Genomic DNA, 24,082 nt, shown 5'->3' with positions numbered 1-24,082 from the left:
GCGGACGCGAACAACGGCCCCGAAAGCATGATGCGACTTCGCGTCATGCCTTCGGAAAGAGCCGGCCAATGACAAGACGGGGAAGCGTTGCCATGATGGACGGGGCCGTAGCGCCGCTGTTGGCGGGAGTGACCGTCGTCGAGATCTCGCGCGGGGTTGCGGCGGCCTACGCCGGCCGGCTGCTCTCCACCCTCGGCGCCGAGACGGTTCTTCTCGAGCCGCCGGATGGCAATCCGCTGCGCCGCGAGCCGCCGTTTCTTCCGCCGGCGGCCGAAGCCAGTGCTCTGTTCGCCTTCCTGGCCGCGGGGAAGAAGAGTGTTACTTGCGATTTCGAAAGCCCGGCCGGGCGAGCCGGGCTGTCTACCCTGCTAGCGGCGGCCGATGTCTTCATCCATGATCTGCGGGCCGACGAATGCGCGCGCCTGGAAGTCGACGAGCAGACAGTCAGGGCGCGTTACCCGAAGCTGATCGATGTCTCGGTGCTGCCGTTCGGCGCGGTTGGGCCGAAGGCCGGCTGGCAGGCCGAGGAGATCAACCTGATCCACGCATCGGGCGAAGGCTTCCTCTTGCCAAACGGCCTTGCTGCCGAACTCTTTCCCGATCGTCCGCCGCTGAAGGTCTACGGCCATTTCGCCGAATACCAGGGCGGCGTGGTGGCCGCGCTCGGCGCACTGTCTGCGTTGATCGGACGCCAGCAAGGTGATGCCGAAAGCGTCGACGTCTCGGTGCAGGATGCCGCGCTCGCCGTGGGCGCGTTCGCGCTCCAGCGTTTCGGCGACGGCTCGCTGGAGCATCGCCGCACGCGGTCGTTCAAATATGGCGGCGTGCTCCAATGTGCCGACGGCTATGTCGAGCTGCTGACGCTCGAGGAGCGGCAGTGGCAGGGCCTGATCGAGCTGATGGGACGCCCCGGATGGATGCTCGACCCTGTCCTCGCGGACTCGCTGGAGCGCAGCCGCCGCGGCGCCGAGATCAACCGCGCCATTCGCGCCTGGGCGCTCGAACAGCAGACGGCAGACGTCGTCGCGCGAGCCCAGGCGCTCGGTGTCCCCATGGCGAAATATGCAAGTCCCGCGGAGGTCCTGTCCGATGCCCATGAGCGCGCGCGGGAGCTGTTTCAGCCGGTCGAGATCCCGGGCGGCGGCTCCTTGCCGCTGTTGTCGGCGCCGTTCCATGTCGATGGTGCGGCACTACGCCTGAAAGCCGGGCCGCCGCGGCTCGGCGAACATCAGCACCTGCTGACAGCCAGCCGCACCCGCAATCAGCCGCTCGTCGCTGCGGAGGCCTCATGAAGCCGCTCGCCGGACTCCGCATCGCCGATTTCACGCTCCACGCCGCGGGGCCGTTCTGCACGCACATCCTGTCGCAGCTCGGCGCGGAGTGCATCAAGGTCGAGAGCGCGGCGCGCCCGGACATCTTTCGCAAGCCGCACCCGGTCTATGGCCGGATGGGGCCCGCGAGCTTCGATCAGGTCGCATCGAACAAGCTCTCGATCCGCATCAATCTGAAGGACGCCAAGGGCATCGCGCTGGCCAGGAAGCTCGTTGGCGTGAGCGATCTCGTCTGCGAGAGCTTTCGGCCTGGCGTGATGGAGCGGCTCGGCCTCGGCTATGCCGCGTTGGCCGCGCTGAAGCCGTCCGTGGTGATGGTGTCCGTGTCGTCGTCGGGCCAGAGCGGGCCGGATTCGCATTTCGCCGGCTACGCGCCGCTGTTCGGTGCCTGGGGTGCGCTCGGCTATCTCACCGGCTATGAGGACGGACCGCCGGTCGAGATGCGCCATGTGATGGATCACAGCGTCGGCATGAACGCGGCGATGGCCGCAGTGGCTGCGGTGTATCGCCTTCGCCGCACCGGGCGTGGCGGACATGTCGACGTCAGCGCGCGCGAGGTTGCCTGCTCGCTGGCTGGCGAGGCGCTGCTGTTCGCCGCCGCCGGAGGCGTTCCCACACGGATCGGCAATGATCATCTGCGCATGGCGCCGCACGGCGTGTTCCGCACCCGTGAGGAGGATCGCTGGCTGACCATCGCGGTCCGCACCGAGGCGGAATGGCGATGCCTGGTGAAGTTGATCGATGCATCGCATCTGCTGACCGATCCGCGTTTCCAGACCGCGGAGAGCCGGCACAAGCACCGGCGGCCGCTACATGGCGAAATCGAGCACTGGACGATGACGCGCGAGGCCGGCGAAGCCGAGCGATCGCTCCAGGCCGCCGGGATCGCGGCGCACGTGTCCTGCGACATGGAAGACATCGCGCACGACGAGCATCTGCGCGAGCGCGGAACCATCGTCGATGTCGAGGATACGACGGGCCGCAGCCGCGCCGCACTGAAGGCGCCGATCCGTTTTTCCAGATCCGACGTCGGCATGACGCGCGGCACGCCGCGTCTCGGCGAAGACGAGGACTATGTGTTCGGCGAGCTGCTCGGCCTCAGCGGCGAGGAACGCCAAAGCCTGATCGACCAGCGGGTGATTTACTGACCGATTGAAGTGGAGTTTGCCGTCATGAGCGAGAGCACCGTATCGGGCGAGGAAGACTGGCAGGCCTGGGTTGGCCGCAAGGAGACGATCCACGAGCTGATCGCGCCGGATCGCGCCGCAGCGCTTGGCGCCACGCTCGGTCTTGAAGGAAACCGCGCGGCCGGCGCTCCATTGCCGCCGGGATGGCACTGGATCTTCTTCAACCGCGTCGTGCCGCGACAGCAGCTGGGGACGGACGGGCATCCCAGGCGCGGTGGATTCCTGCCGCCGGTGTCGCTGCCGCGCCGTATGTGGGCCGGCGGCCGGCTCACCTACCACAAGCCATTGATCATCGGCAGGGAAGCTGAGCGCGAGAGCACCATCGTGAAGGTCGAGGCCAAGTCCGGCCGTGCGGGAAAGCTGGTCTTCGTGACTGTCAGCCACAGCATTGGCTGCGACGGCGCGCTGTGTATCACCGAGCAGCAGGACATCGTCTATCGTGAGGCGGCAGCACCGGGGGCGCCAGCACCGGCGGCCACTCCCGCTCCGCAGGATGGAGCATGGTCGGAAGAGTTTCGGCCCGATACCGTGCTTCTGTTCCGCTATTCGTCGCTGACGTCGAACGGGCATCGCATCCACTACGATCAGGCCTACGCGCGGGCGGAAGAAAACTATCCCGATCTCGTTGTGCACGGACCCCTGACGGCGACGCTGCTGCAAGGCTTTGCGGAAAGGCACGCCGGCAAGCCGCTCAAGTCCTTCGAGTTCAGGGGCGTCTCGCCGCTGTTCGTGAGTTCGGCGTTTAAGCTGGAAGGGAAGGGCGATGCGAGCGCGCTTGACCTGTGGGCCGGCGGCCCCAACGGCGCGCTCGCGATGCGCGCAGCCGCAGAGGTCTGAGGGCGCGATCCGGGGCGGAACGGAAACATGAGACGTGCAGGGGAGGCAAGACGATGAGATCGGCGCACCTGTCTGTTGTCCCTGCGCAAGGTTGCGATACGCAACGCGTGCCCGCGGTCGAGCTGCGCGGCGTCAGCAAGACCTTCAGCTCGCGCAATGGCCGGGTCGACGTCCTCCGCGGATTGGACTTCTCGCTTCAGAACGGCGAATTCCTCGCCATCGTCGGCCCGAGCGGCTCGGGCAAGTCGACGGTGCTGAACCTGCTCGCCGGCCTCGATCAGCCGACCGCAGGTACGGTCCTGTGCCAGGGCGCGCCGGTTGCGGCGGTCAACACCGGGATCGGCTACCTCACCCAGCATGACAGCCTGCTGCCGTGGCGGACCGTGGAGCAAAACATCGCAGTCCCCCTGGAGCTTCGCAACGTCGACCGCGCCGAGATCGCCGCGCGCGTGCACGACGTGATCGTGCAGGTCGGCCTCGAGGGCTTTGAGCGGCATCATCCGAGCCAGCTCTCCGGCGGCATGCGCAAGCGCGCGATGCTGGCCCGCACGCTGATCTATGATCCGCCGGTTCTCCTGATGGACGAGCCGTTCGGCCCGCTGGACGCCCAACTCAAGCTGGCACTCCAGGGCGAGCTTTTGGAGCTGTGGTCGGCAAGGCGCAAGACAGTGGTGTTCGTGACCCACGACATCGTCGAAGCGATCACGCTGGCCGATCGCGTCCTGGTCTTCTCTGCGCGCCCCTGCCAGATCAGGCTCGATGAGCCGATTGCTATTCCGCGGCCGCGCGAGGTGCACGAAGTGCGCTTCCATCCCGCATTTGAAGAGCACTATCGGCGCCTCTGGGCAGCGCTCGAACCTCCTGCGAGGCGACCATCGTGAGCACACAGGCATTATCCGAGACGCGGGCCGAACCGGCGCTTGGCCCATCCAGCCGCGTGTGGCTCTACCGCACACTCTTCGTGGTCGCGGTGCTGACCGCCTGGGAAGCCGCATCGGGAACGCTGCTGGATCCGTTCTGGGTGAGCAGCCCGAGCGCCGTGTTCAAGACGCTGGTGGCGTGGACCGCGAGCGGCCTGCTCGAATATCACCTCTTCATCACCTTCAAGGAGACGTTCGCCGGATTCGTGCTGGGTGCGACGGCGGGCATCCTGTTTGCGCTGCTGGTCGGGGCGGGCGATATCCTGCATCGCACCGTCGATCCCTTCGTCACCGCGGTCTATGGCGTGCCCAAGGTTGCGCTCGCGCCGCTCTTCATCATGTGGTTCGGCATCGGGCTCGCGCCGAAGATCGTGCTCGCCGCGATCAGCGTATTCTTCCTGGTGTTCTTCTCGACCTTGCGCGGCGTGCGCGAGGTCGACCTGAAAATGGTCGATGCGCTGCGGACCATGGGCGCGGGAAAATTCGCGATCCAGCGCATGGTGATCTTCCCGGCCGCGCTGCCGTGGCTGTTCACGGGATTGAAGCTCGGCCTGCCATACGGATTTGTCGGCGCGGTCGCGGCCGAGATGATGGCCTCGAATGCCGGCATCGGCTACCTCACGCAGAATTCGGCGGGCCAGCTCGATACCGCCGGCGTGTTCGCCGCGCTGTTCGCGCTGATGGTCGTCACCACCCTCCTGAACGAAGCGCTCGGACGGCTGGAGAGCTGGATCTTCCGCTGGCGCTGAGGAGACGTCGTCACAACGAAGAAAAGAGGGAGGACATCATGATCACGCGTCGGACGATGCTCGGCGGTATCGCCGGAAGCGCGCTGGCCGGTTCGGCCACGCGAAGCCTGTCGCAAGGTGCGGGCGGCAGGCCGGTCACGATCGCGATCGGCGGCTACACATTCGCCTATCTGCCGCTGCTGGCCGCAACGGCGGCTGGTTTCATGAAGGATGAGGGGCTGGACGTCTCCCTGATCGATACCGGCAGCGGCACCAACAGCATGGCGGCCATCCTCGGCGACAGCGTCGACGTCGCCGGCCTCGTGATGAGCGACGTGATCCTTGCGGTCGCCAAGGGGCAGAAGATCAACGCCTTCGCCCCGCTGATGTCGCAATATGCGAGCGATGCCGTGATCAGCCGGAAGACGGCGGAGAAGATCGGTCTTGCACCGCAGATGCCGCTGAAGGAGCGCATGGCCCGCATGAAGGGCCTGACGCTGGCGATCTCCGGCCGCGGCAGCGGCACCGACAAGATCTGGCGTTATCTGCTGTCGCTGGGCGGGCTCGATCCGGAGAAGGACGTGAGCCTCACCGTGGTCAAGCTCGACAAGATGTATCTGGCGCTGCGATCCGGCCAGATCGACGGCTTCAACACGACGGCGCCCGCGAACAACCAGGCGGTGGAGGACGGCCTTGCCGTCTGGGCCGCGCGCCCCTCCCACGGCGAGGTCCCGGGCATCGAGAATTTCCTCTACACCGTACTGTGTGGAAGGCCGGATTTCCTCGACAAGAATCCCGACACGGTTGCGGCGCTGGTCCGCGGCATGACCAGGGGGGCGGCGTTGATCCGCAACGATCCCGATGCGGCTGGGCAGGTTTTGCGCGAGCGCTTCTTCCAGCAGACCAGTCTCGAGCTGATCAAGCACACGGTGTCGGATCAGCGCATGACCGTTTCGGTGCCGCCGACGCTGTCCGAGCAGCAGTTCGCGCACAATATGGAGTTCGAGCTGAAGTTCAGCGATGCCGTGCGCGGCGTTACCTATCAGCAGGCGATCAATCCGCGCTGGCTGGGAGCATAGTTCTCTCCCCGCAAGGAGCGGGGAGAGGATGACTCAAGCGAAGCTTACATCCGCGCTGTTCTTGATCGCGGCGAAGCGGCCGAGGCAGCGCAGGGCGCTGTCGTGCTCGTCGGTCGTACCGCCGGCGCAGCAATCCTCGAGCACCGTGCAGGCGTAGTCGCGGTCGTGCGCCTCCCGCGCGCCGGTGTGTACCACGCCGTTGGTGGAGACGCCGGACAGGAACAGGTCCGTGACGCCATGGGCGCGCAGAATCGGCTCCAGCGACGTGCCGTAGAACGGGCTCACACGGTGCTTGACGATGTCGAAATCGCTCGCCTCGGGCTTGAGGTCGGGATGAACTTCCGTGCCCCAGGTGCCGAGCTTGAACATGCCGGCGCCGCGGGCGCGGGAGAAGATCGGCGAGTTGGGCGGGCATTCGCGATAATCGGGCGAGAAGCCGACGCGGACATAGCCGATCAGCACGCCGGCCGCACGCGCTTTCGCGATCACCGCCCTGGTGCGGCCAAGCACGTCACGCTCCCTCATCAGCGGAACGTAGGTCGTGGCCCCGCCGCCGTTCTCGTGGACGAGGTCATTGAGCATGTCCATGACGAGCAGCATCGCCTTCATAGCGTCTCCTTTTCAGAGCTCTTCGATTTGACGGAATTTTCGGATCGGGCCGGCAGGCTGTTGCGCAGCTCGTTCCAGCCGGTCTCGATGTGCTGCCGCATCGTCAGCATCGCGCCCGCGGCGTCGCTTTCGATCACGTTCTTCAGGAGCTCGTTGTGCTCCTTGGCGGCGCGCACCGCGCGGCCGCCGATGCGGTTGATGACGTCGAACGGATATTGCGCCCACAGCACCTGCACGAAATGCAGCGTCTTCGGCAGCCGGGCAAAATCATACATTCGCCGGTGGAATCGGTAGTTGATGCCGCGTGCCGCGGTGCTGTCATCGGCAAGCGCGGCCTGCTCGAACTGCCGGGCCAGTTCGCGCAGTTCGGCGATCTCCTCGGCGGTGATGTTGCGCACGGCGCTTTCGACCAGCTGGGTCTCGAGCGTGATCCTCAGTCTCAGAATCTCGGTGGACGCCTCGACGTCGAATGGCGCCACCGTCGCGCCGCGGTAGGAGTCGCTCGAAAGATAGCCTTCGGCCTCGAGCAGCTTCAGCGCCTCGCGAACCGGGGTGATGCTGATCTTGAGCTCTTGCGCGATTTCGGTCTGCTTCAGCCGGGCACCCCGCGGCAGCCTCCCGGAGAGGATGCCCTCGCGGAGGAAGTCGGCGACCTGCTCCTCTTTCGTCCGATATTCCATTGGATGCCGCTGCCCCTGACCGATTTGCCCGCGACTACCATAGACGCGCCTCACCGAGGAGGGTAGAAGTACAAACGATAATGCATTATGCATAATCGAGGTTAATCCGCAATGTCCAGCCTTTTGTCTCGCTCCTTCCTGTTTGTCCCGGCGAACCGTCCCGAGCGGTTCGACAAGGCGGTCGCGTCAGGTGCCCATCAGGTCATCCTCGATCTCGAGGATGCGGTCGCGCCGGCCGACAAAGCGGCTGCGCGCCGCTCCGTGATGGAGTGGTCGGGGCGGGCCGATGCGATCGTGCGCGTCAACGGTGCGGATAGCACCTTCTTTGCCGCCGACATGGAGATGATACGAAGCGCCGGCGTGACCAGGCTGATGCTGCCGAAATCCGAGCCCGCAGCGCTCAATCGCCTCGTCGGATCGCTCGACGGGCCGTGCCGGATCATTGCGCTGATCGAGACCGTCAAAGGCTACGCGGAGCTCAGGAGTATCGGCAAAAGCGGGCTGGTAGCGCAGCTCGCCTTCGGCAACCTCGATTTCGGAATCGATTCCGGCGTGACCGAGACCGCACAGGAGCTCGATCCCGTCCGGCTCCAGATCGTCCTGGAATCGCGGCTTGCAGGCCTCGCACCTCCGATCGACGGCGTGACGACGTCATGGGCGGATCCCGTGGCCTTCGGCGCTGCGGTCGGCCGCGCCAGGGCGCTGGGCTTCGGCGCCAAGCTCTGCATCCACCCGGCGCAGGTCAAGCTGGTCAACGAAGCCTTCCTGCCGACGACCGACGAGCTCGATTGGGCGCGTCGTGTGATGGCGGCCGCTGAAGGAGGAGGCGGCGCTGCCGTGGCGCTCGACGGCAAGATGATCGACGCGCCCGTCATCCGCCGCGCCGAGCAGATCTTGGGGAGTATTGGCGCGACATAATGCATAATGCATTTTATCTTGACCTGATCAGTTCCTCCCTATAGAGATCGATGCATAAAAACAGATATCGGGGAGGGCTCATGAAACGGCGAGATTTTCTAAAACTCTCGGGCGCGGCTGCGTTGGCGTCAGCCTATCCCGGCAGTTCGCTCCTTGCGGACGAGATCGGTGTCGATGCCGCCGCCAAGACCATCACCATCGGCGGGTTCACGCCGGTCACGGGGCCGGTCCCGTTCTACGCGATCCTGACCCATGCGGCGGACGCCTACTTCAAGAGCGTCAACGAGGCCGGCGGCATCAAGGGCTGGAAGATCAACTATGTGACCCTCGATGACGGTTACGATCCCGCCCGCAGCGTCGCCGCGGTTCGTCGCCTCGTCGAGGACAACCACATCTTCGGGCTCGTCGCCGCGGTCGGCACGGCGACCAACGTCGCGGTCATCCCCTTTGCCAAGGAGAGCGGCCTCGCCATGATCGGGCCGATCGGCGGCGCCAGCGCGTTCTTCGCCGAGCCGAACATTTTTCCGCTGCTGCCCGACTACGGCTGGTCCGCGGCCTCGAACGCCGAGTTCGCGGTCAACGACCTCAAGCTGAAGAAGATCGCACTGCTGTGGGAGAACGACGAACTCGGCCGCTCGGCAAAGCGCGGCTTCGATCTCTTCATGGAGGCGAACAAGCTCACGCCGGCGGAGTCGGTTCCGTTCGAGGTGAAGACCACCGACTTCACGCCGCACATCCGCCGCGTCGCCAATTCCGAGGCCCAGGCGGCGATCCTGTTCGGCTCCAACGCCAATCTCGCGGCCGCGCTGAAGGCGGCCGACCGGCAGGGCGTCAAGCTCACCTGGTTTGCGCCGTTCTTCACCGCGGATCCCGCGACCTACAAGCTGACCGGCGATCTCCTCAACGGCGTCTACTTCTCCTCGTGGCTGCTGCCGGTCGATAGCGCCGAGCCCGAGATCAAGGCCTATCGTGAGGCCGTAACCAAATACTATCCGAACGATCCGGTCGGCGTGTTCGGCCTGAACGGCTGGAGCAACGCCGCACTGTTCGGCGCCATTTTCGGCGCGCTGGTCGACAGCGGCAAGCCGATCACGCGGGCCAATCTGATCGAGGCAGGCAACACGTTGAACAATGCCTCCGTTGGTGGAGCGCGCAAGGTGACCTTCACCGGCGCCGATCATCGCGGCACGCGGCAGGAGGCAATCCTCCAGGCGCAGGGCTCCTTCGTCATGGTGCGCGACTTCAAGCCCTATCCTGCGGTGGCGTTCGACGCCAAGCCGGCCTGAGACTCAATCCTTCACCGGGCGATCGCCGGACATGATCGCCCGCTGCTCCTGTTGACGACCAAGAAAAACAAGGAAAATACGACATGGCTGGATCGCCCTTGAGCGGGCCCTCGCGTCTCGACGGACAAACTGCGCTCATTACTGGAGCCGCCGGCGGCATCGGCCGCGCCGTGGTTGCGGCGTTCTGCGAAGCCGGCGCCGACGTCATCGCCACCGACATCGTGGCCGATGGCGGTGCGTTTCCGGCGAAGGCGAGCTATCGCCGCTGCGATGTGACGGATCGCGCGGCGACCGAGAAGCTGATCGACGAGGAGCTGAAGGCGCGCGGCAAGATCGACATCCTCGTGCTGTGTGCCGGCACGATCGCCAACACGCCGTTGCCGCAGTCGACCGACGAGGAGTGGGAGAAGATTCTCGCCGTCAACCTGATGGGCACGGTCAATCCCGTTCGCAAGCTCTATCCGGTGATGGCCGAGCGCGGCTTCGGCAAGATCGTGGCGCTCGGATCGATCGCCGCCAAGATCGGCGGCGTCGCGTCGGGGCCGGCCTATGTCGCGGCGAAATCGGCGGTGCACGGCCTGATGAAATGGGTCGCCAAGAACGGCGCCGGGAAGGGCGTCTATGCCAACATCATCGCGCCGGGCCCGGTCGAGACGCCGATGTGGGCAACCGTCACTGACCGCGCCGCACCGTCGGCGAACGGTAACGTGCCGCTGGGACGGTTCGGTCAGCCCGAGGATATCGCACAGAGCATTCTCTTCCTCTGTTCGCCGGCGTCGAATTGGATCACCGGTACGGTGCTCGACGTCAATGGCGGCATGTTGATGGATTGATGCCGATGAGCGCAGTGGAAACCATCGGCTTCATCGGGCTCGGCGTCATGGGCGGACCGATGTGCCGGAACATGGCGAAGAAGCATGCCAGCCGCGTGCTGATGCTCGATCGCGACGCCGCCGCAACGACGGCACTGTCCGATACCAGGGCGGAAGCAGCAACGTCGCTCGAAGCGCTTGCGGCCGCCGCCGACGTGATCTTCCTCTCGCTGCCTGGCGGGCCGCAGGTCGAGGCGGTCTCTGCCGCGATCGCGCAGGCGGCGCGGCCGGGGGCGACGATCGTCGATCTCAGCACCACGCCCGTCGCGCTCGCGCGCAGCGTGTCCGGGCGGCTGAAGGCCGAGGGCTTTGCCTTCGCTGATGCGCCGGTGGCGCGCACGCGGGAAGCCGCGCAGCGTGGCGAGCTCAGCATCATGGTCGGCGCCGAGGCGGCCGTGTTCGCGCGGATCAAGCCGCTGCTCGATTACATCGGCTCCGATGTCACCCATTGCGGCGAGGTCGGCTGCGGCCAGGTCGTCAAGCTGATCAACAATGCACTGGTGTTCGAGAACACGCTGGCGCTGGCCGAGATGATGGTGGTCGGCGAGCGTGCGGGCGTGAAGCCCGAGACACTGTTGAGCGCGGTGTCGAAAGGCTCGGGCGACAGCTTCGTGCTGCGTAATCACGGCACCAAGGCGATGCTGCCGCGCAATTTTCCGGAAAAGGCGTTTCCGCCGGAATACGTGCTGAAGGACCTCGATTACGTGCTTCAGCTCGCCTCGGATGCCGGCGTCCGCCCGGGCGTCGCCGAACTCGCGCGCCGCTATTATGACGCGGCATGCCGGCAAGGTCTGTCCGGGCGCTACTTCCCGGGCGTGATCGAATTTATCGAGAAGGGCGGGACGCCCGGTGAAGGGCAGGCGTGAGCGTGGCGGGATTCATCAGGGACATCCTGCCGCTGCTGTGGTCCGGCATCATTTCCGGCTGCCTCTACGGCGTCGGGGCCCTCGGCCTCGTCATGGTTTTCAAGAGCTCGCGCGTCGTGAATTTCTCGCACGGCAATCTCGCCTGCCTCGGCGCCTTCGTGGTCTACGGCTTCTCCAGCGGCAGCCTGCTCAGCCTGTCCTGGGGCAGCGCCGTGGCGCTGGCGCTCGGCATCGCGGCCGCGATCGCGGCGATGAGCTATGCCCTGATCGCGCCGATCGTCTTCAAGTCCGATCTCGCCTCCACGATTGCAACGCTCGGCATCGGGCTGATCCTGCAAGGCGCCGTGCAACTCATATTCGGCGCCGACATCGTCAATCTCGACCTGCCGGTGCCGCGCTTCAGTTTCAGCATCGGCGCGATCCGCATCTCCGCCTATGATCTCGCGGTCCTCGCCGTCACGCTCGCAATCGTCGGCGGCCTGTTCGCGATCATCGAACGGACGAAGCTGGGCGTCGCGTTCCGCGCGGTTTCGACCAATCCGTTCGCCTGCGAGGTGTGCGGGCTGAACCTGCGCTCGGTCCATCTGTTCTCCTGGTTCGCGGGCGCCGTGCTCGGTCTCGTCGCGGCGCTTCTGATCGTGCCGACGACATTCCTGAGCTCGACGACCGTGCCGTCCTTCATGTTGCAGGCCTTCACCGCGGCCGTGGTCGGCGGCTTTTCCAGCCTGCCGGGCGCCGCGCTCGGCGGCATCCTGGTGGGGATCGCCATGAACCTGTTCTCGTTCTACGTCGCGCCGGAGTTCATGAACACCTTCCTGCTCGGCGTGATCCTGTTGACGCTCAACTTCTTCCCCAACGGACTGCTGGAAAGGGCGATCGGTGGCCGTGTCTGAGCTCGCGCACGGGTCCAAGGCCGCAGTGTCGGCCCGCGGCGGGAACGTCGATGCCGCATGGCTGTCCATGCTCGCCCTGGTGGCGGTGCTATCTCTGATGCCGCTCTTCGCCGGCGGTTTCCTGCTCTACAGCCTGTCGCTGTGCTTTGCCAACGCGTTGGGGGTTCTCTCTGTCAGCATGCTCGTACGTTACGGCGGCGAGGTGTCGATCGGGCACAGCTTCTTCGTGGCGCTCGGAGCCTATGCGGTCGCGATCGTCGAGCACCGGCTTGGCCTGTCGATCGCGGTGAGCTTGCCGCTCGCGATCCTGCTCGGTGCCGGGGTGGGCTTCATCTTTGCGTTTCCTTCGCGCCGGCTGTCCGGAATTTATCTGGCGGTGGCCACCATGGCGCTCGCACTGGCGCTGCCCGAGATCCTGATCGGCTTCGAGAAGTTCACCGGCGGCTTCGAAGGTCTCTACATCGCACAGGACCTGGTCCCCGGCGTCTCGAAGGCGTTGCAGCGCTACTACGTCGCCCTCGTTGTTCTGGTTGTCGTCTGTCTGGCGCTCATGCATTTCCGCAGGTCGGCACAAGGCCTGGCGCTGCTGATGGCGCAGGCGCAGCCGCGTGCGGCCGAGGCCATGGGGATCACGCGGAGCTGGGCGCGCGTCTCGATCTTCACCGTGAGCGCGGCGCTTGCCTCGCTTGCAGGCGCCCTGACGGGCTTTGCATCCTCGACCGTCTCCCCGAACAGCTTCACCTTCTTCAGCGGCGTCTTTCTGCTGGTCGGTTCGGTCGTCAGCCTCAACCGCCTGTCGTTGCCGGCCGCGCTCGTCGGCGGTGCCTTCATCACGCTGGTGCCGACCTATCTCGCGAAGGCCGGCGACTGGGTTCCGATCTTCTACGGCGTGGCGCTCGTCGTCGTCACGCTGGTGGCGAATGCCGGCGATCTGCGCCGCTTCCTGCCGCGGAGGAGGAGATGATGACGGCAACGGCCGGCAGCGACGGGCTCGTCGCCGAAAATATCGCGCTCGCCTTCGGTGGGCTCCAGGTGCTCAGTAACGTGTCCTTGACGCTGCGGCCCGGCGTCATCACCGGCCTGATCGGACCGAATGGCGCGGGCAAGACCAGCCTGTTCAACTGTCTCACCGGGCTCTACCACGGCCAGCGCGGCAACAGCCGTTTTGGTGGCCGGTCGCTGAACGGCATGGGGCCGGCGCAGCGCGCCGCATGCGGCATCACCCGCAGCTTCCAGAATCTGGCGATGTGCCCGGATCTGTCGTTGCTCGAAAACGTCCTGGTCGGTCTCACCCTGACGCGGCGCTCGGGCTGGTTCAGCGCCTTCGTGCCGACGCCGGCGCAGCGGGCCGAGCAGCAGGACGTCGAACGCCGCGCCATGGCGGCGCTCAATGAGCTCGGCATTGCTTCCGCGGCTCACGACAAGCCGTCCGACCTGCCGCCGGGAACGCTGCGCCTCGCCGAAATCGCGCGCGCCATTGCCAGCGGGCCGAGGGCGATCCTGCTTGACGAACCGGCCGCCGGACTCAATGCGGTCGAGACGCGAGATCTGATGCGCGCCTTGAAGCGGTTGATGCGGCCCGACCTCGTGCTCCTCGTCGTCGAGCACGACATGGACCTGATCATGGAGCTCTGCGAGCACATCTATGTGCTCGATTTCGGCAGGATGATCGCGAACGGCTCGCCTGCCGAAATCCGAGCGCATCCCGACGTGATCCGCGTCTATCTCGGGGACGACGCCGATGACTGAGCTGTTTTCCGCGCGCGGCCTTTCGGTTCGCTACGGGGCGGCACGCGCCGTCGAAAACGTCGATCTCTCCGTGCCGGAGAACGGCGTTGTGGCGCTGTTGGGCGCCAACGGAGCGGGCAAGTCGTCGGTGCTCAAGGCCATTGCGGGCCTGGTGCCGGCGGAAGGCGAGATGCGCTTTGCCGGCGAGGACATCGGTGCGCTCGCTGCACGGCAACGTGTCCGGCGCGGCATCGTCTATGTCCCCGAGGGACGTCAGATCGTCGGCTCGCTCACGGTTGCCGAAAATCTCCTGCTCGGCGGTTTCTTCCTCGATGCGCGCACGCAGCGACAACGGCGCGATCTCATGCTGGAGCTGTTTCCCGAGATCGCGAACCGTCTGAAGTCACCGGCCTGGATGCTGAGCGGCGGCGAGCAGCAGATGCTGGCGATCGGGCGCGGCCTGATGAGCGCGCCGCGGCTTCTGCTTCTGGACGAGCCGTCGCTGGGACTGGCGCCGCTCCTGATCCGGCGCGTGTTCGAGCGCCTCGTGACCATCAAGCAGGACAGCGGCCTTGCCATCATGCTGGTCGAGCAGAACTTCCGCATGACAATGAAGGTCGCCGACGCGCTCTATTTCCTGCGCAATGGCGCGATCGTGGGCCATCGCAGCGCGGCCGATCTCGCCACGGCTGCAAGCCGTGCCGAGGTCGTGGAAGCCTATCTCGGCACGGGTCAGCCGGCGCCGGCCTGAGCACAGGGAGTGACGAGATGCGCCTCGAGGGCAGAGAGATCGCGAGCGGACTGGCCTTTCCCGAAGGGCCGATCGCGCTCGCCGACGGCAGCATCATCGTCGTCGAGATCGAGGGCGGCCGGCTGACGCGGGTGCTTGCTTCGGGCAGGAAAGAGGTGGTCGCGCATCTCGGGGGCGGGCCGAACGGCGCTGCCATCGGTCCGGACGGCAAATGCTATGTCTGCAACAATGGCGGCTTCTCCTGGCATAGGGACAGGAGCAATTTTGCGCGCCCGACCGGCCGCGCCGAGGACTACACGACGGGCCGTATCGAGCTGGTCGACCTCGACAGCGGTGCCGTTCGAACGCTCTACGACAGTTGCGATGGCGTCCACCTCAAGGGGCCGAACGACATCGTCTTCGACGCCAAAGGCGGTTTCTGGTTCACCGATCTCGGCAAGACCTATGGCCGGTTGATGGACCGCGGCGCGGTGTATTATGCGCGCACCGACGGCTCCATGATCCGGGAGGTGATTTTTCCGATCATGACGCCGAACGGTGTCGGGCTGTCGCCGGATGGTCGCACGCTCTACGTCTCGGAGACCGAGACCAGCCGGATCTGGAGCTACCCCATCACCGGTGAAGGCGAGGTTGCGAAACAGCCCTGGCCGTCGCCCAATGGCGGCCGGCTGCTGCACGGCTTGCCCGGCTACCAGCGCTTCGATTCGCTCGCGGTCGAAGACGGCGGCAATATCTGCGTCGCCACGCTGGTGCGCGGCGGAATCAGCGTGTTCACGCCGACCGGCGACCTCGTGGAATTCCACGAGGCGGACGAGATCTATTGCACCAACATCTGCTTCGGCGGCGCGGACATGAGCACCGCCTTCATCACGCTGTCCGGCACCGGGCGGCTGATTGCGGTAGACTGGCCGAGGCCGGGTCTTGCCCTCAATGATCCCCGCACCGCGCGCAGATAGACGCGCCGACCCCGCTGCAAACCTTACACCCGCGTATGCTGTGACCGCGTTTCATCGCGGTTGTTCAAGCTGATCGATCCGTATCGTCATCTTGAATAGCGGCAAGCTGCGCGATCGCTCCCGGAGAATTCGCCTGCGCCCGGTCGTACCCGGGTTGACGCGTATGGCCGATATGTCAAAGAAGGGCGGGTTTGAGGCAATGCCCGTCGTTGAGTTGCCGCGGAGCAGGTTCATAAAATGGCTGAGCGGATCGCTCTGATCACCGGTATTACCGGTCAGGACGGCGCCTATCTCGCCGAATATTTGCTGTCGCTCGGCTATGTCGTGCACGGCATCAAGCGGCGCTCGTCCTCGTTCAACACCGCGCGCGTCGACCATCTCTACCAGGACCCGCATGTCGGCAACGTGCCGTTCCTGATGCATTACGGCGACATGACGGACTCGACCAATTTGATCCGCCTGGTGCAGCAGATCCGGCCGACCGAGATCTACAACCTGGCCGCCCAGAGCCACGTCGCCGTCAGCTTCGAGAGCCCGGAATACACCGCCAATGCCGATGCCGTCGGCGTGCTGCGCCTGCTGGAAGCGATCCGCATCCTCGGCATGGAGAAAGAGACGCGGTTCTACCAGGCCTCGACCTCCGAGCTCTACGGCCTCGTGCAGGAGATCCCGCAGAAGGAGACCACGCCGTTCTATCCGCGCTCGCCCTACGGCGTCGCAAAACTCTACGGCTACTGGATCACCGTGAACTACCGCGAAGCCTATGGCATGTTCGCGAGCAACGGCATCCTGTTCAACCATGAGAGCCCGATCCGCGGCGAGACCTTCGTCACCCGCAAGATCACGCGCGGCGTCGCGCGCATCGAGGTCGGGCTCGAGGACACGCTCTATCTCGGCAATCTCTCGGCCAAGCGCGACTGGGGCCATGCCCGCGACTATGTCGAGGGCATGCACATGATCCTCCAGGCCGACACGCCCGACGACTTCGTGCTCGCCACCGGCGAGATGCGCTCGGTGCGCGAGATGGTCGAGCTGTCCTTTGCGCATGTCGGCCGCCGCATCGAATGGCGCGGGGCGGGCGTCGAGGAGACCGGCGTCGATGCGAAGAGCGGCAAGACGGTGGTGAGGATCGATCCGACCTATTTCCGTCCGACCGAGGTCGATCTCCTCGTCGGCGACGCCAGCAAGGCGCGGGACAAGCTCGGCTGGAAGCCGAAGCGCAGCTTTGCCGAGCTCGTCGCGGAGATGATGGCCAGCGATCTGGCGGAGGCAAAACGGGACGCCGGCCGTGGCAAGCGCAGCGTTTGAGCTGAAGGGCAAGACCGTCTACGTCGCGGGCCATCGCGGCATGGTCGGCAGCGCGATTGCGCGCCGGCTGGCGCGGGAGGACGTGCAGCTCGTCACGGTCGACCGGCGCGAGCTCGATCTGTGCAACCAGGCCGCCGTGTTCGACTGGTTCGCCAAGGCGCGGCCGCAGGTGATCTTCCTCGCCGCCGCCAAGGTCGGCGGTATCGTCGCCAACGACACGCTGCGCGCCGAGTTCATCTACGACAACATCGCGATTGCGGCGAACGTGATCCAGGCGGCGCATCAGACCGGCGCCGAGAAGCTGATGTTCCTGGGCTCGTCCTGCATCTATCCAAAACTGGCGCCGCAGCCGCTGCGCGAGGATTCGGTGCTGACCGGCCCGCTGGAGCCGACCAACGAACCTTATGCGATTGCCAAGATCGCCGGTATCAAGATGGCGGAAGCCTATCGCAGCCAGTATGGCAGCGACTTCATCAGCGTGATGCCGACCAATCTCTATGGCCCCGGCGACAATTATCATCCGGAACTGAGCCACGTCGTTGCCGCGCTGATCCGCCGCTTCCACGAGGCGAAGGTCGCGGGCGCGCAGCGTGTCGCGGTGTGGGGCACCGGCACGCCGCGGCGCGAGTTCCTCTATGTCGACGACATGGCGGATGCCTGCGTGCACCTGATGAAGACCTATTCCGGCGCCGGCCTCGTCAACATCGGCACCGGCGAGGACATCACCATCGCCGAGTTCGCGCGCGTCGTGGCTGACATCGTCGGCTATCGCGGCGAGATCGGTTTCGACGCCTCGCGCCCCGACGGCACACCGCGCAAGCTGCTCGACGTCAGCCGCCTCACAAAGCTCGGCTGGCGCGCCACGACCTCGCTCGAGGATGGCTTGAAGCGCGCTTACGAAGCGTATCTGACTGACGCGCTGGTTCCGCCGCGACAGTAGGAACCATCACTTCCAGCACGAGTTGGCCGATCGGGTGGGTAAAACGTCTCACGAGGCTAACCGTGCAAGAAGCTGTGCGCGTGCGCTCCACCGCGCAAATCGCAGGCCATCCGATTCATCCGATGCTGGTGCCGATACCGATCGCGTGCTTCATCGGGGCATTGCTGACCGACATCGCCTATGTCGTCAGCGCCGAGATCATGTGGGCGAATTTTTCGGCGTGGCTTCTGGTCGTCGGCGTCATCTTCGGCGTGCTGGCGGCGATCGCGGGCCTCACCGATTTCCTCGGCAATCGCCTGGTGCGGGCGCAGGCGCCGGCCTGGCCGCATTTGATCGGCAACGCCGTGGCGCTGATCCTGGCGATCGTCAATGCGCTGATCCACACGCGCGATGCCTGGACCTCGGTGTGGCCGACCGGGCTCATTCTCTCGGTCATCACCGTCCTGATCCTGCCGGTCACCGGCTGGCTCGGCTGGGCGATGGTGTACCGCCATGGCGTGGGAGTTGCGCGATGACGTCCTTGCTTGTCCGCGCGTTGCTGTGCTCTTCGCTGCTGTGTCTTGCCGGTTGCGATGACGGCAGCGGTGATCCCAGGGCGCAGATTGGCGCCAATCCAAAGCTGCCTGACATACAGCAATATCTGCTGCCACCGATGCACATCGCGCGCATCGTCGGCTGGAAGAAGGACGAGACGCCGACGGTTGCGCAGGGCCTGCAGGCCAAGGCGTTTGCAACCGGCTTGCAGCATCCGCGCTTTCTCCACGTGCTTCCGAACGGCGACGTGCTGGTGGTGGAATCCAAGGCGCCGAAGGGCGCCGCGATCAAGAGGCCCAAGGAAATCGTGATGGGATACATCGAGTCCTGGGCGACATCCGGCGGCGATACCGGCGAGAGCAACCGCATCACGTTGTTGCGCGACAGCAACGGCGATGGCGTGCCTGATATGCAGAGCGTCTTCCTCGACCACCTCAACTCGCCGTTCGGCGTCGCGCTGGTCGGCAACGATCTCTACGTCGCCAACACCGACGCGATCGTGAAGTATCCCTACACCGAGGGTGACACCAAAATCACCGCGCCGGGCACGGTGCTGACGCCGCTGCCGGGCGGGCCGATCGACCATCACTGGACCAAGAGCCTGGTCGCGAGCCCTGACGGCTCGAAGCTCTATGCCGGCGTCGGCTCCAACAGCAACATCACCGAGAACGGCATGGAGGCCGAGCACAATCGCGCCGCGATCCTCGAGGTCGACCGTGCCAGCGGCCGCTGGCGCATTTTTGCAAGCGGCCTGCGCAATCCCAACGGTCTCAGCTTCGAGCCGCAGACCGGTGCGCTGTGGACGGTGGTGAACGAGCGCGACGAACTCGGTCCCGATCTCGTTCCCGACTACATGACATCGGTGAAGGATGGCGGCTTCTACGGCTGGCCCTACAGCTATTACGGCCAGCACGTCGATCCCCGCGTCAAGCCGCAGCGGCCCGACCTCGTCGCCAAGGCCGTCGTGCCGGACTACGCGCTGAGCTCACATGTCGCCCCGCTCGGGATGGCGTTCAACACCAGCACGAGCCTGCCGGCGGCTTATCGCGGCGGCGCCTTCGTCGGTGAGCACGGTAGCTGGAACCGGCAGGTGCTGAACGGCTACAAGGTCGTGTTCGTGCCGTTTGCGGACGGCAAGCCGAGTGGCCCCGCGCAAGACGTCGTCACCGGCTTCCTCAACAGCGACAACCACGCGCGCGGCCGTCCCGTCGGCGTCGCCATCGACAAATCAGGCGCGCTGCTGGTCGCCGACGACAGCGGCAACACGGTGTGGCGCGTGACTGCCGCGCATCCGCAGCTCACGCAGCGTTAGACATATCGAGGAGTGTACAATGGGTCTTGCTCAATACGCGATCGTGCCGGTTCAGGACGAGTGGGGCGTGCTGCACGACGGCAACGTCAACGGCAAATACGCTACCAAGGAATCCGCATTCGAATCTGCGGTGGCCGCGGCCTCGCTGGCGTTACGCCAGGGCCATGAGGTCCATGTCAGCGTGCCCGGCCGCGAGGCAGGCGAGAACGCGCTGGGAAGCTAGCGCCGGCACACGATCCGCCGCGCAGCTGCTCGGCGATACGATGACTTTCAATCCGCCTGATTGATTTCCCGCGCCGGCATGTCGAGCCGGTCCGCGCGCCTGCCCGCCGTTCGGAGCTCGCAGCTCCCGCGCAAATAACATCATGTTAGGTTTATCGCATAACTGGGTAATTGTGTTAGCCCGGCGAAAGCCTATTGTCGCGACCAATCAGACACCTATCGGCAGCGACAAGCGCGCGGAAACTCCGCAGAGCGCCCGGAGATTGCTGCCCAATTTTGAGCGAAGCCCGCCAACGGGACGACGTCAGCAAACCAGGTTGGAGGAATTCCCGAGATGGTCACGACCCGCGCGATCCACGACATGAGTCAGTCCAGGAAGGCTGCTGCCAGCGGCTGGATCGGGTCGGCTCTCGAATATTATGACTTCTTCATCTACGCGACCGCCGCGTCGCTGATCTTCCCGCAGATCTTCTTCCCGTCGGACAATCCCACCGTCGCCATCGTCGCATCGCTGGCGACCTATGGCGTCGGCTACGTGGCCCGGCCGATCGGTGCCTTCGTGCTCGGACATTGGGGCGACACCCATGGCCGCAAGACCGTTCTCATCCTCTGCATGTTCCTGATGGGCATCTCGACGATGGCCGTCGGTCTCCTGCCGACCTATCATCAGGTCGGCATCCTGGCGCCGATCCTGCTCGTCATCCTTCGCCTCGTGCAGGGATTTGCCGTTGCCGGTGAAATCTCCGGCGCGAGCTCGATGATCCTGGAGCACGCACCGTTCGGCCGGCGCGGCTTCTACGCTAGTTTTGCGCTTCAGGGCGTGCAGGCCGGACAGATCCTTGCGGCTGCGGTCTTCCTGCCTCTAGCAGCCTATATGCCGACCGATGCCTTCAACAGCTGGGGCTGGCGGATTCCGTTCCTGCTCAGCTTCTTCGTCATCGTCGCAGGCTATATCATCCGCCGCGAAGTCGACGAAACCCCTGCCTTTGCCCGAGAGGGCGAGCGGGGAGAAACGCCGCGGGCGCCCATCGTCCAGGCCATCAAGCTGAGCTGGCGCGACATGCTCAGGGTCATCTGCATGGCCTTGATGAACGTCATTCCGGTCGTTGCGACCATCTTCGGTGCGGCCTACGCGGTCCAGCCGGCCTATGGCATCGGCTTTGCCAAGGACGTCTACCTGTGGATCCCGGTCCTCGGAAACATGCTGGCCGTGTTCGTCATTCCCTTCGTCGGCAATCTCTCCGACAAGGTCGGCCGCAAGCCTCCGATCATCGTGGGCGCGTTGCTCTCCGGCTTGCTCGCCTTCGGCTATCTCTATGCCATCAGCATCAGGAACGTGCCGCTCGCGATCCTGCTGTCGCTCCTGATGTGGGGCGTGGTCTACCAGGGCTACAACGCGATCTTCCCGAGCTTCTACCCGGAGCTGTTTCCGACCCGCACCCGCGTCTCGGCGATGGCGATCTCGCAGAACATCGGCACGACCATCACCGCGTTGCTTCCGGCCCTGTTTGCGACCGTGGCGCCTCCCGGCTCCGCCAACATTCCCCTGACGGTGGGGGCGATCGCCTTCGGCATCACGGTCATCGCGGCGCTGGCGGCCGTCACGGCCCGGGAAACCTATCGGATCCGCATCGACGATCTCGGCAATCCCAATGCCGTTCCGATGGCGCGGGCGGACTACGAGCGCCAGCGCGCGGGAGCGGCGAGCGGCGCTGCCACAGTCCCGACCTGACAGGGACGCAAGGAAGCCATGCCGCTGCGATCGATGATGTTTGCAGCGGCAGGGCTCACGCGTTACGTGATTGCCTAGTCGAACTCCTGTGCGCGCAAGCGCGATCATCATGAGGTTGCAGGATGAACCCCGTCGTCGTTGCTGTCGCTATCACCGGCTCCGTTCCGCGCAAGAAGGACAATCCCGCGGTGCCCATCCTGCCGTCGGAACAGATCGAGTCGACGCATCAGGCCTTCGAGGCCGGCGCCACGCTTGCCCACATCCACGTTCGCAACGATGACGAGACGCCGTCCTCCGACCCGGAGCGCTTTGCGTTGGTGCAGGACGGGATCAGGAAGCATTGTCCCGACATGATCGTCCAGTTCTCGACCGGCGGGCGCGGCCGCGATCCCTCTGCGCGCGGGTCGTCGCTCTATTTGAAGCCCGACATGGCGTCACTGTCGACGGGGTCGGTGAACTTTCCGACGATCGTCTATGAGAACAGCGCCGCCCTGGTCGAGACGCTCGCCACCGGCATGAAGACGAACGGCATCCGGCCGGAAATCGAGATATTCGATCTGTCGCATCTGCACGGCGCCCGCCGCCTGATCGAGGCGGGGCTGATCGATCAGCGTCCGCACGTGCAGTTCGTCATGGGGGTCAAGAATGCGATGCCAGCCGACGAGCACGTCCTCGACATCCTCCTGGGAGAGCTGAAGCGGCTGATCCCGAAGGCGACCTGGACCGCCGCCGGGATCGGACGTCACCAGGCCGAGGTCATGGACTGGGCGCTCGCGCGGGGCGCCGACGCGGTTCGCACCGGCCTCGAGGACAATGTCAGGATCGACAAGACGCGCCTTGCCGCCAGCAATGCTGAGCTCGTGACCATCGCCTGCGAGGCCGTCGCGCGCCACGGCCGGCGCGTTGCGACCGCGGCCGAGGCGCGATCCCTGCTCGGGATTGCGGGATAGGGGCTACTGCCTCCTGCTGACATGCTCCCGGCCGCCTTCTGCCATTCGGCGGCGAGCGTTTCGCTGCGCCAGGACTCCCGCTATGAGGTGCCTGTGCGCGGGCATGCAGCTGGGGCGGGCGACGATCGGAATGCGGTTCTTGAAATCTGACGGCAGGCTCATCGGGGTCCTGCTGGTGCTTGCGACCACCCAGCTCATCGGATGGGGCACGATCGGGCTTCCGCCCATCGTCGGACGCGATCTCGCCGCCGATCTCGGCATGAGCCTGCCAATGGTGTTTGCCGGCACCTCCACGCTTTATGTCACCATGGGGCTCTGCGCGCCGTGGCTCGCCAAGGCCTTTGCGCGGCACGGGGCACGCAAGGTGATGATGGTGGGCACGGTCGTGGCCGTGCCGGGCTACGTCGTTCTGTCTGTTGCCCACGACCCGATGCTCTATTTCGTGGCATGGGTCATTCTCGGGATTGGCGGCAGCGCGACGCTGTCCACCGGTGCCTATATCATGCTCAACGAAGTTGCAGGCCGACAGGCCAAGAGCGCGATTGGCGCGCTCATGCTGGTGACGGGACTGTCCGGCAGCATCTTCTGGCCGACCACCTCGTTCCTGAGCGGCCATTTCGGCTGGCGCGGCACCTGCCTCGTCTACGCCGCAATGCTGCTTCTCGTTTCGCTTCCGCTTTACGCCTTTGCAACACCGCGCCGGGCCGTCGCGAAGGAGGGGGGCACCGCGCCCGCAAAGCCAACCCATGCGCTGTCAATTCCGCGGAGCACGTTCGGTCTCGTCGTCGCCGCGATCACCCTCAATGCCTTCGTCACCTTCGGCCTGAGTGCCGTTTTCATCGAATTGCTGCGGGCCGAGGGGCTGGCGCCGGCGCAGGCGATCGCCTTCGGCTCGATGCTCGGCGTGATCCAGGTCAGCGCTCGCGGGCTGGATTTCCTCGGCGGCGGGCGCTGGGACGGAATCACGACGGGGCTTGTCGCCGGCACGGCGCTGCCCGTGGCCATGCTGCTCTTGATGCTGAGCGAGGGGGCGACCTGGGCGGTCGCGGTCTTCATCCTGCTCTACGGCGCCGGCAGCGGCGCCATGGCGGTGGCGCGGGCGACGATACCGCTCGTGTTCTATGACCAGGCCGAGTTCGCCAAGGCGTCGTCGATGATCGCGCTGCCCCTCAACCTCGCCTCGGCCATCTCGCCGCCGCTCCTTGCCGGCCTGCTCACCCAGTTCGGCAGCCGGGGCGCGCTCGGTCTCACCTTTGTCTTCTCCTGCGCCGCGGTGCTGATCCTGGTCCTGCTCGGCCGGCGTCGTCCGCAGGTGGCTGCGGCCGCGGCGACCTGACCGGATAATATTCGCAGAGCGGAAATTGGCCGGCGCGGGCAACCTCGCTGCGGGGCAGGGGATGGCCGTATGCCCCAGGTGCAGTGCTCAGAACGCCAAAATGGTGT

25 protein-coding genes are annotated in these 24,082 nt (G+C 65.6%); 23 read left to right on the top strand and 2 right to left on the bottom strand.

Going from position 1 to position 24,082, the window contains the following annotated elements:
• The first annotated feature begins 92 nt into the window (after positions 1-92).
• From NLM25_RS27815 to NLM25_RS27790, 6 genes are read left to right on the top strand one after another with little or no spacing between them, the layout of a single operon-like run.
• Positions 93-1,292: a CaiB/BaiF CoA-transferase family protein gene (locus tag NLM25_RS27815; RefSeq protein WP_254139109.1), complete on the top strand. Its 1,200-nt coding sequence runs from the start codon at positions 93-95 to the stop codon at positions 1,290-1,292.
• On the top strand, positions 1,289-2,479 hold the full coding sequence (locus NLM25_RS27810; protein WP_254139108.1) for a CaiB/BaiF CoA-transferase family protein: 1,191 nt from the start codon (positions 1,289-1,291) through the stop codon (positions 2,477-2,479). Before NLM25_RS27815 ends, NLM25_RS27810 begins: the two co-directional genes overlap by 4 nt.
• 24 nt (positions 2,480-2,503) lie before the next feature.
• Positions 2,504-3,355: a MaoC family dehydratase N-terminal domain-containing protein gene (locus NLM25_RS27805; RefSeq protein ID WP_254139107.1), complete on the top strand. Its 852-nt coding sequence runs from the start codon at positions 2,504-2,506 to the stop codon at positions 3,353-3,355.
• A gap of 53 nt (positions 3,356-3,408) precedes the next feature.
• Positions 3,409-4,236, top strand: coding sequence for an ABC transporter ATP-binding protein (locus NLM25_RS27800; RefSeq protein WP_254139106.1), 828 nt, complete (start codon positions 3,409-3,411; stop codon positions 4,234-4,236).
• Positions 4,233-5,024, top strand: a complete 792-nt coding sequence (locus NLM25_RS27795) for an ABC transporter permease (RefSeq protein ID WP_254139105.1) — start codon at positions 4,233-4,235, stop codon at positions 5,022-5,024. The genes NLM25_RS27800 and NLM25_RS27795 overlap by 4 nt, the downstream gene beginning before the upstream one ends.
• A gap of 38 nt (positions 5,025-5,062) precedes the next feature.
• Positions 5,063-6,082: an ABC transporter substrate-binding protein gene (locus NLM25_RS27790; RefSeq protein WP_254139104.1), complete on the top strand. Its 1,020-nt coding sequence runs from the start codon at positions 5,063-5,065 to the stop codon at positions 6,080-6,082.
• A 33-nt stretch (positions 6,083-6,115) separates the two neighbouring features.
• Here NLM25_RS27790 and NLM25_RS27785 read toward each other — a convergent pair whose 3' ends face one another.
• Both NLM25_RS27785 and NLM25_RS27780 read right to left on the bottom strand, forming a co-directional pair.
• A complete protein-coding gene (locus tag NLM25_RS27785) occupies positions 6,116-6,691 on the bottom strand; it encodes a cysteine hydrolase family protein (RefSeq protein ID WP_254139103.1) in 576 nt (191 codons plus the stop codon).
• Positions 6,688-7,371, bottom strand: coding sequence for a GntR family transcriptional regulator (locus tag NLM25_RS27780; RefSeq protein WP_254120529.1), 684 nt, complete (start codon positions 7,369-7,371; stop codon positions 6,688-6,690). Before NLM25_RS27780 ends, NLM25_RS27785 begins: the two co-directional genes overlap by 4 nt.
• 111 nt (positions 7,372-7,482) lie before the next feature.
• Here NLM25_RS27780 and NLM25_RS27775 point away from each other — a divergent pair, with 111 nt between their 5' ends.
• The 17 genes from NLM25_RS27775 (at position 7,483) to NLM25_RS27695 (ending at position 23,975) form a co-directional block, all read left to right on the top strand.
• Positions 7,483-8,289, top strand: a complete 807-nt coding sequence (locus NLM25_RS27775) for a CoA ester lyase (RefSeq protein ID WP_254139102.1) — start codon at positions 7,483-7,485, stop codon at positions 8,287-8,289.
• An 80-nt stretch (positions 8,290-8,369) separates the two neighbouring features.
• Positions 8,370-9,575 carry an ABC transporter substrate-binding protein gene (locus tag NLM25_RS27770; protein WP_254139101.1) on the top strand — a complete coding sequence of 402 codons (1,206 nt, stop codon included), beginning with the start codon at positions 8,370-8,372 and terminating at the stop codon, positions 9,573-9,575.
• Positions 9,576-9,658: 83 nt separating this feature from the next.
• The gene (locus NLM25_RS27765; RefSeq protein ID WP_254120523.1) at positions 9,659-10,408 is read left to right on the top strand and encodes an SDR family NAD(P)-dependent oxidoreductase; all 750 of its coding nucleotides are present in this window, start codon (positions 9,659-9,661) and stop codon (positions 10,406-10,408) included.
• Between the two features lie 5 nt (positions 10,409-10,413).
• The gene (locus NLM25_RS27760; RefSeq protein WP_254139100.1) at positions 10,414-11,313 is read left to right on the top strand and encodes an NAD(P)-dependent oxidoreductase; all 900 of its coding nucleotides are present in this window, start codon (positions 10,414-10,416) and stop codon (positions 11,311-11,313) included.
• A complete protein-coding gene (locus NLM25_RS27755; RefSeq protein WP_254139099.1) occupies positions 11,310-12,206 on the top strand; it encodes a branched-chain amino acid ABC transporter permease in 897 nt (298 codons plus the stop codon). Before NLM25_RS27760 ends, NLM25_RS27755 begins: the two co-directional genes overlap by 4 nt.
• Positions 12,199-13,170, top strand: coding sequence for a branched-chain amino acid ABC transporter permease (locus NLM25_RS27750; protein ID WP_254139098.1), 972 nt, complete (start codon positions 12,199-12,201; stop codon positions 13,168-13,170). Before NLM25_RS27755 ends, NLM25_RS27750 begins: the two co-directional genes overlap by 8 nt.
• Positions 13,167-13,955: an ABC transporter ATP-binding protein gene (locus tag NLM25_RS27745; protein WP_254139097.1), complete on the top strand. Its 789-nt coding sequence runs from the start codon at positions 13,167-13,169 to the stop codon at positions 13,953-13,955. Before NLM25_RS27750 ends, NLM25_RS27745 begins: the two co-directional genes overlap by 4 nt.
• On the top strand, positions 13,948-14,685 hold the full coding sequence (locus tag NLM25_RS27740) for an ABC transporter ATP-binding protein (RefSeq protein WP_254139096.1): 738 nt from the start codon (positions 13,948-13,950) through the stop codon (positions 14,683-14,685). Before NLM25_RS27745 ends, NLM25_RS27740 begins: the two co-directional genes overlap by 8 nt.
• 17 nt (positions 14,686-14,702) lie before the next feature.
• Positions 14,703-15,641, top strand: coding sequence for an SMP-30/gluconolactonase/LRE family protein (locus NLM25_RS27735; protein WP_254139095.1), 939 nt, complete (start codon positions 14,703-14,705; stop codon positions 15,639-15,641).
• A gap of 237 nt (positions 15,642-15,878) precedes the next feature.
• Positions 15,879-16,949: a GDP-mannose 4,6-dehydratase gene (gene gmd, locus NLM25_RS27730; protein ID WP_254139094.1), complete on the top strand. Its 1,071-nt coding sequence runs from the start codon at positions 15,879-15,881 to the stop codon at positions 16,947-16,949.
• On the top strand, positions 16,930-17,889 hold the full coding sequence (locus NLM25_RS27725; RefSeq protein WP_309143617.1) for a GDP-L-fucose synthase: 960 nt from the start codon (positions 16,930-16,932) through the stop codon (positions 17,887-17,889). The genes gmd and NLM25_RS27725 overlap by 20 nt, the downstream gene beginning before the upstream one ends.
• 62 nt (positions 17,890-17,951) lie before the next feature.
• Positions 17,952-18,404: a DUF2231 domain-containing protein gene (locus NLM25_RS27720; protein ID WP_254139093.1), complete on the top strand. Its 453-nt coding sequence runs from the start codon at positions 17,952-17,954 to the stop codon at positions 18,402-18,404.
• Positions 18,401-19,735, top strand: coding sequence for a sorbosone dehydrogenase family protein (locus NLM25_RS27715; protein ID WP_254139092.1), 1,335 nt, complete (start codon positions 18,401-18,403; stop codon positions 19,733-19,735). The genes NLM25_RS27720 and NLM25_RS27715 overlap by 4 nt, the downstream gene beginning before the upstream one ends.
• Before the next feature lie 19 nt (positions 19,736-19,754).
• The gene (locus tag NLM25_RS27710; protein WP_041748230.1) at positions 19,755-19,958 is read left to right on the top strand and encodes a hypothetical protein; all 204 of its coding nucleotides are present in this window, start codon (positions 19,755-19,757) and stop codon (positions 19,956-19,958) included.
• Between the two features lie 333 nt (positions 19,959-20,291).
• Complete coding sequence (locus NLM25_RS27705; RefSeq protein ID WP_254139091.1) at positions 20,292-21,689, top strand: MFS transporter; 1,398 nt, start codon at positions 20,292-20,294, stop codon at positions 21,687-21,689.
• 122 nt (positions 21,690-21,811) lie between these two features.
• Positions 21,812-22,639, top strand: coding sequence for a 3-keto-5-aminohexanoate cleavage protein (locus NLM25_RS27700; protein WP_254139090.1), 828 nt, complete (start codon positions 21,812-21,814; stop codon positions 22,637-22,639).
• A 130-nt stretch (positions 22,640-22,769) separates the two neighbouring features.
• Positions 22,770-23,975: an MFS transporter gene (locus NLM25_RS27695; protein WP_254120503.1), complete on the top strand. Its 1,206-nt coding sequence runs from the start codon at positions 22,770-22,772 to the stop codon at positions 23,973-23,975.
• Positions 23,976-24,082: the final 107 nt, after the last annotated feature.

It is taken from the genome of Bradyrhizobium sp. CCGB01, from assembly GCF_024199795.1.
GTDB lineage: Bacteria > Pseudomonadota > Alphaproteobacteria > Rhizobiales > Xanthobacteraceae > Bradyrhizobium.
The sequence above is the reverse complement of the archived record's forward strand: the minus strand, read 5'-3'. Positions and strand labels throughout refer to the sequence as shown.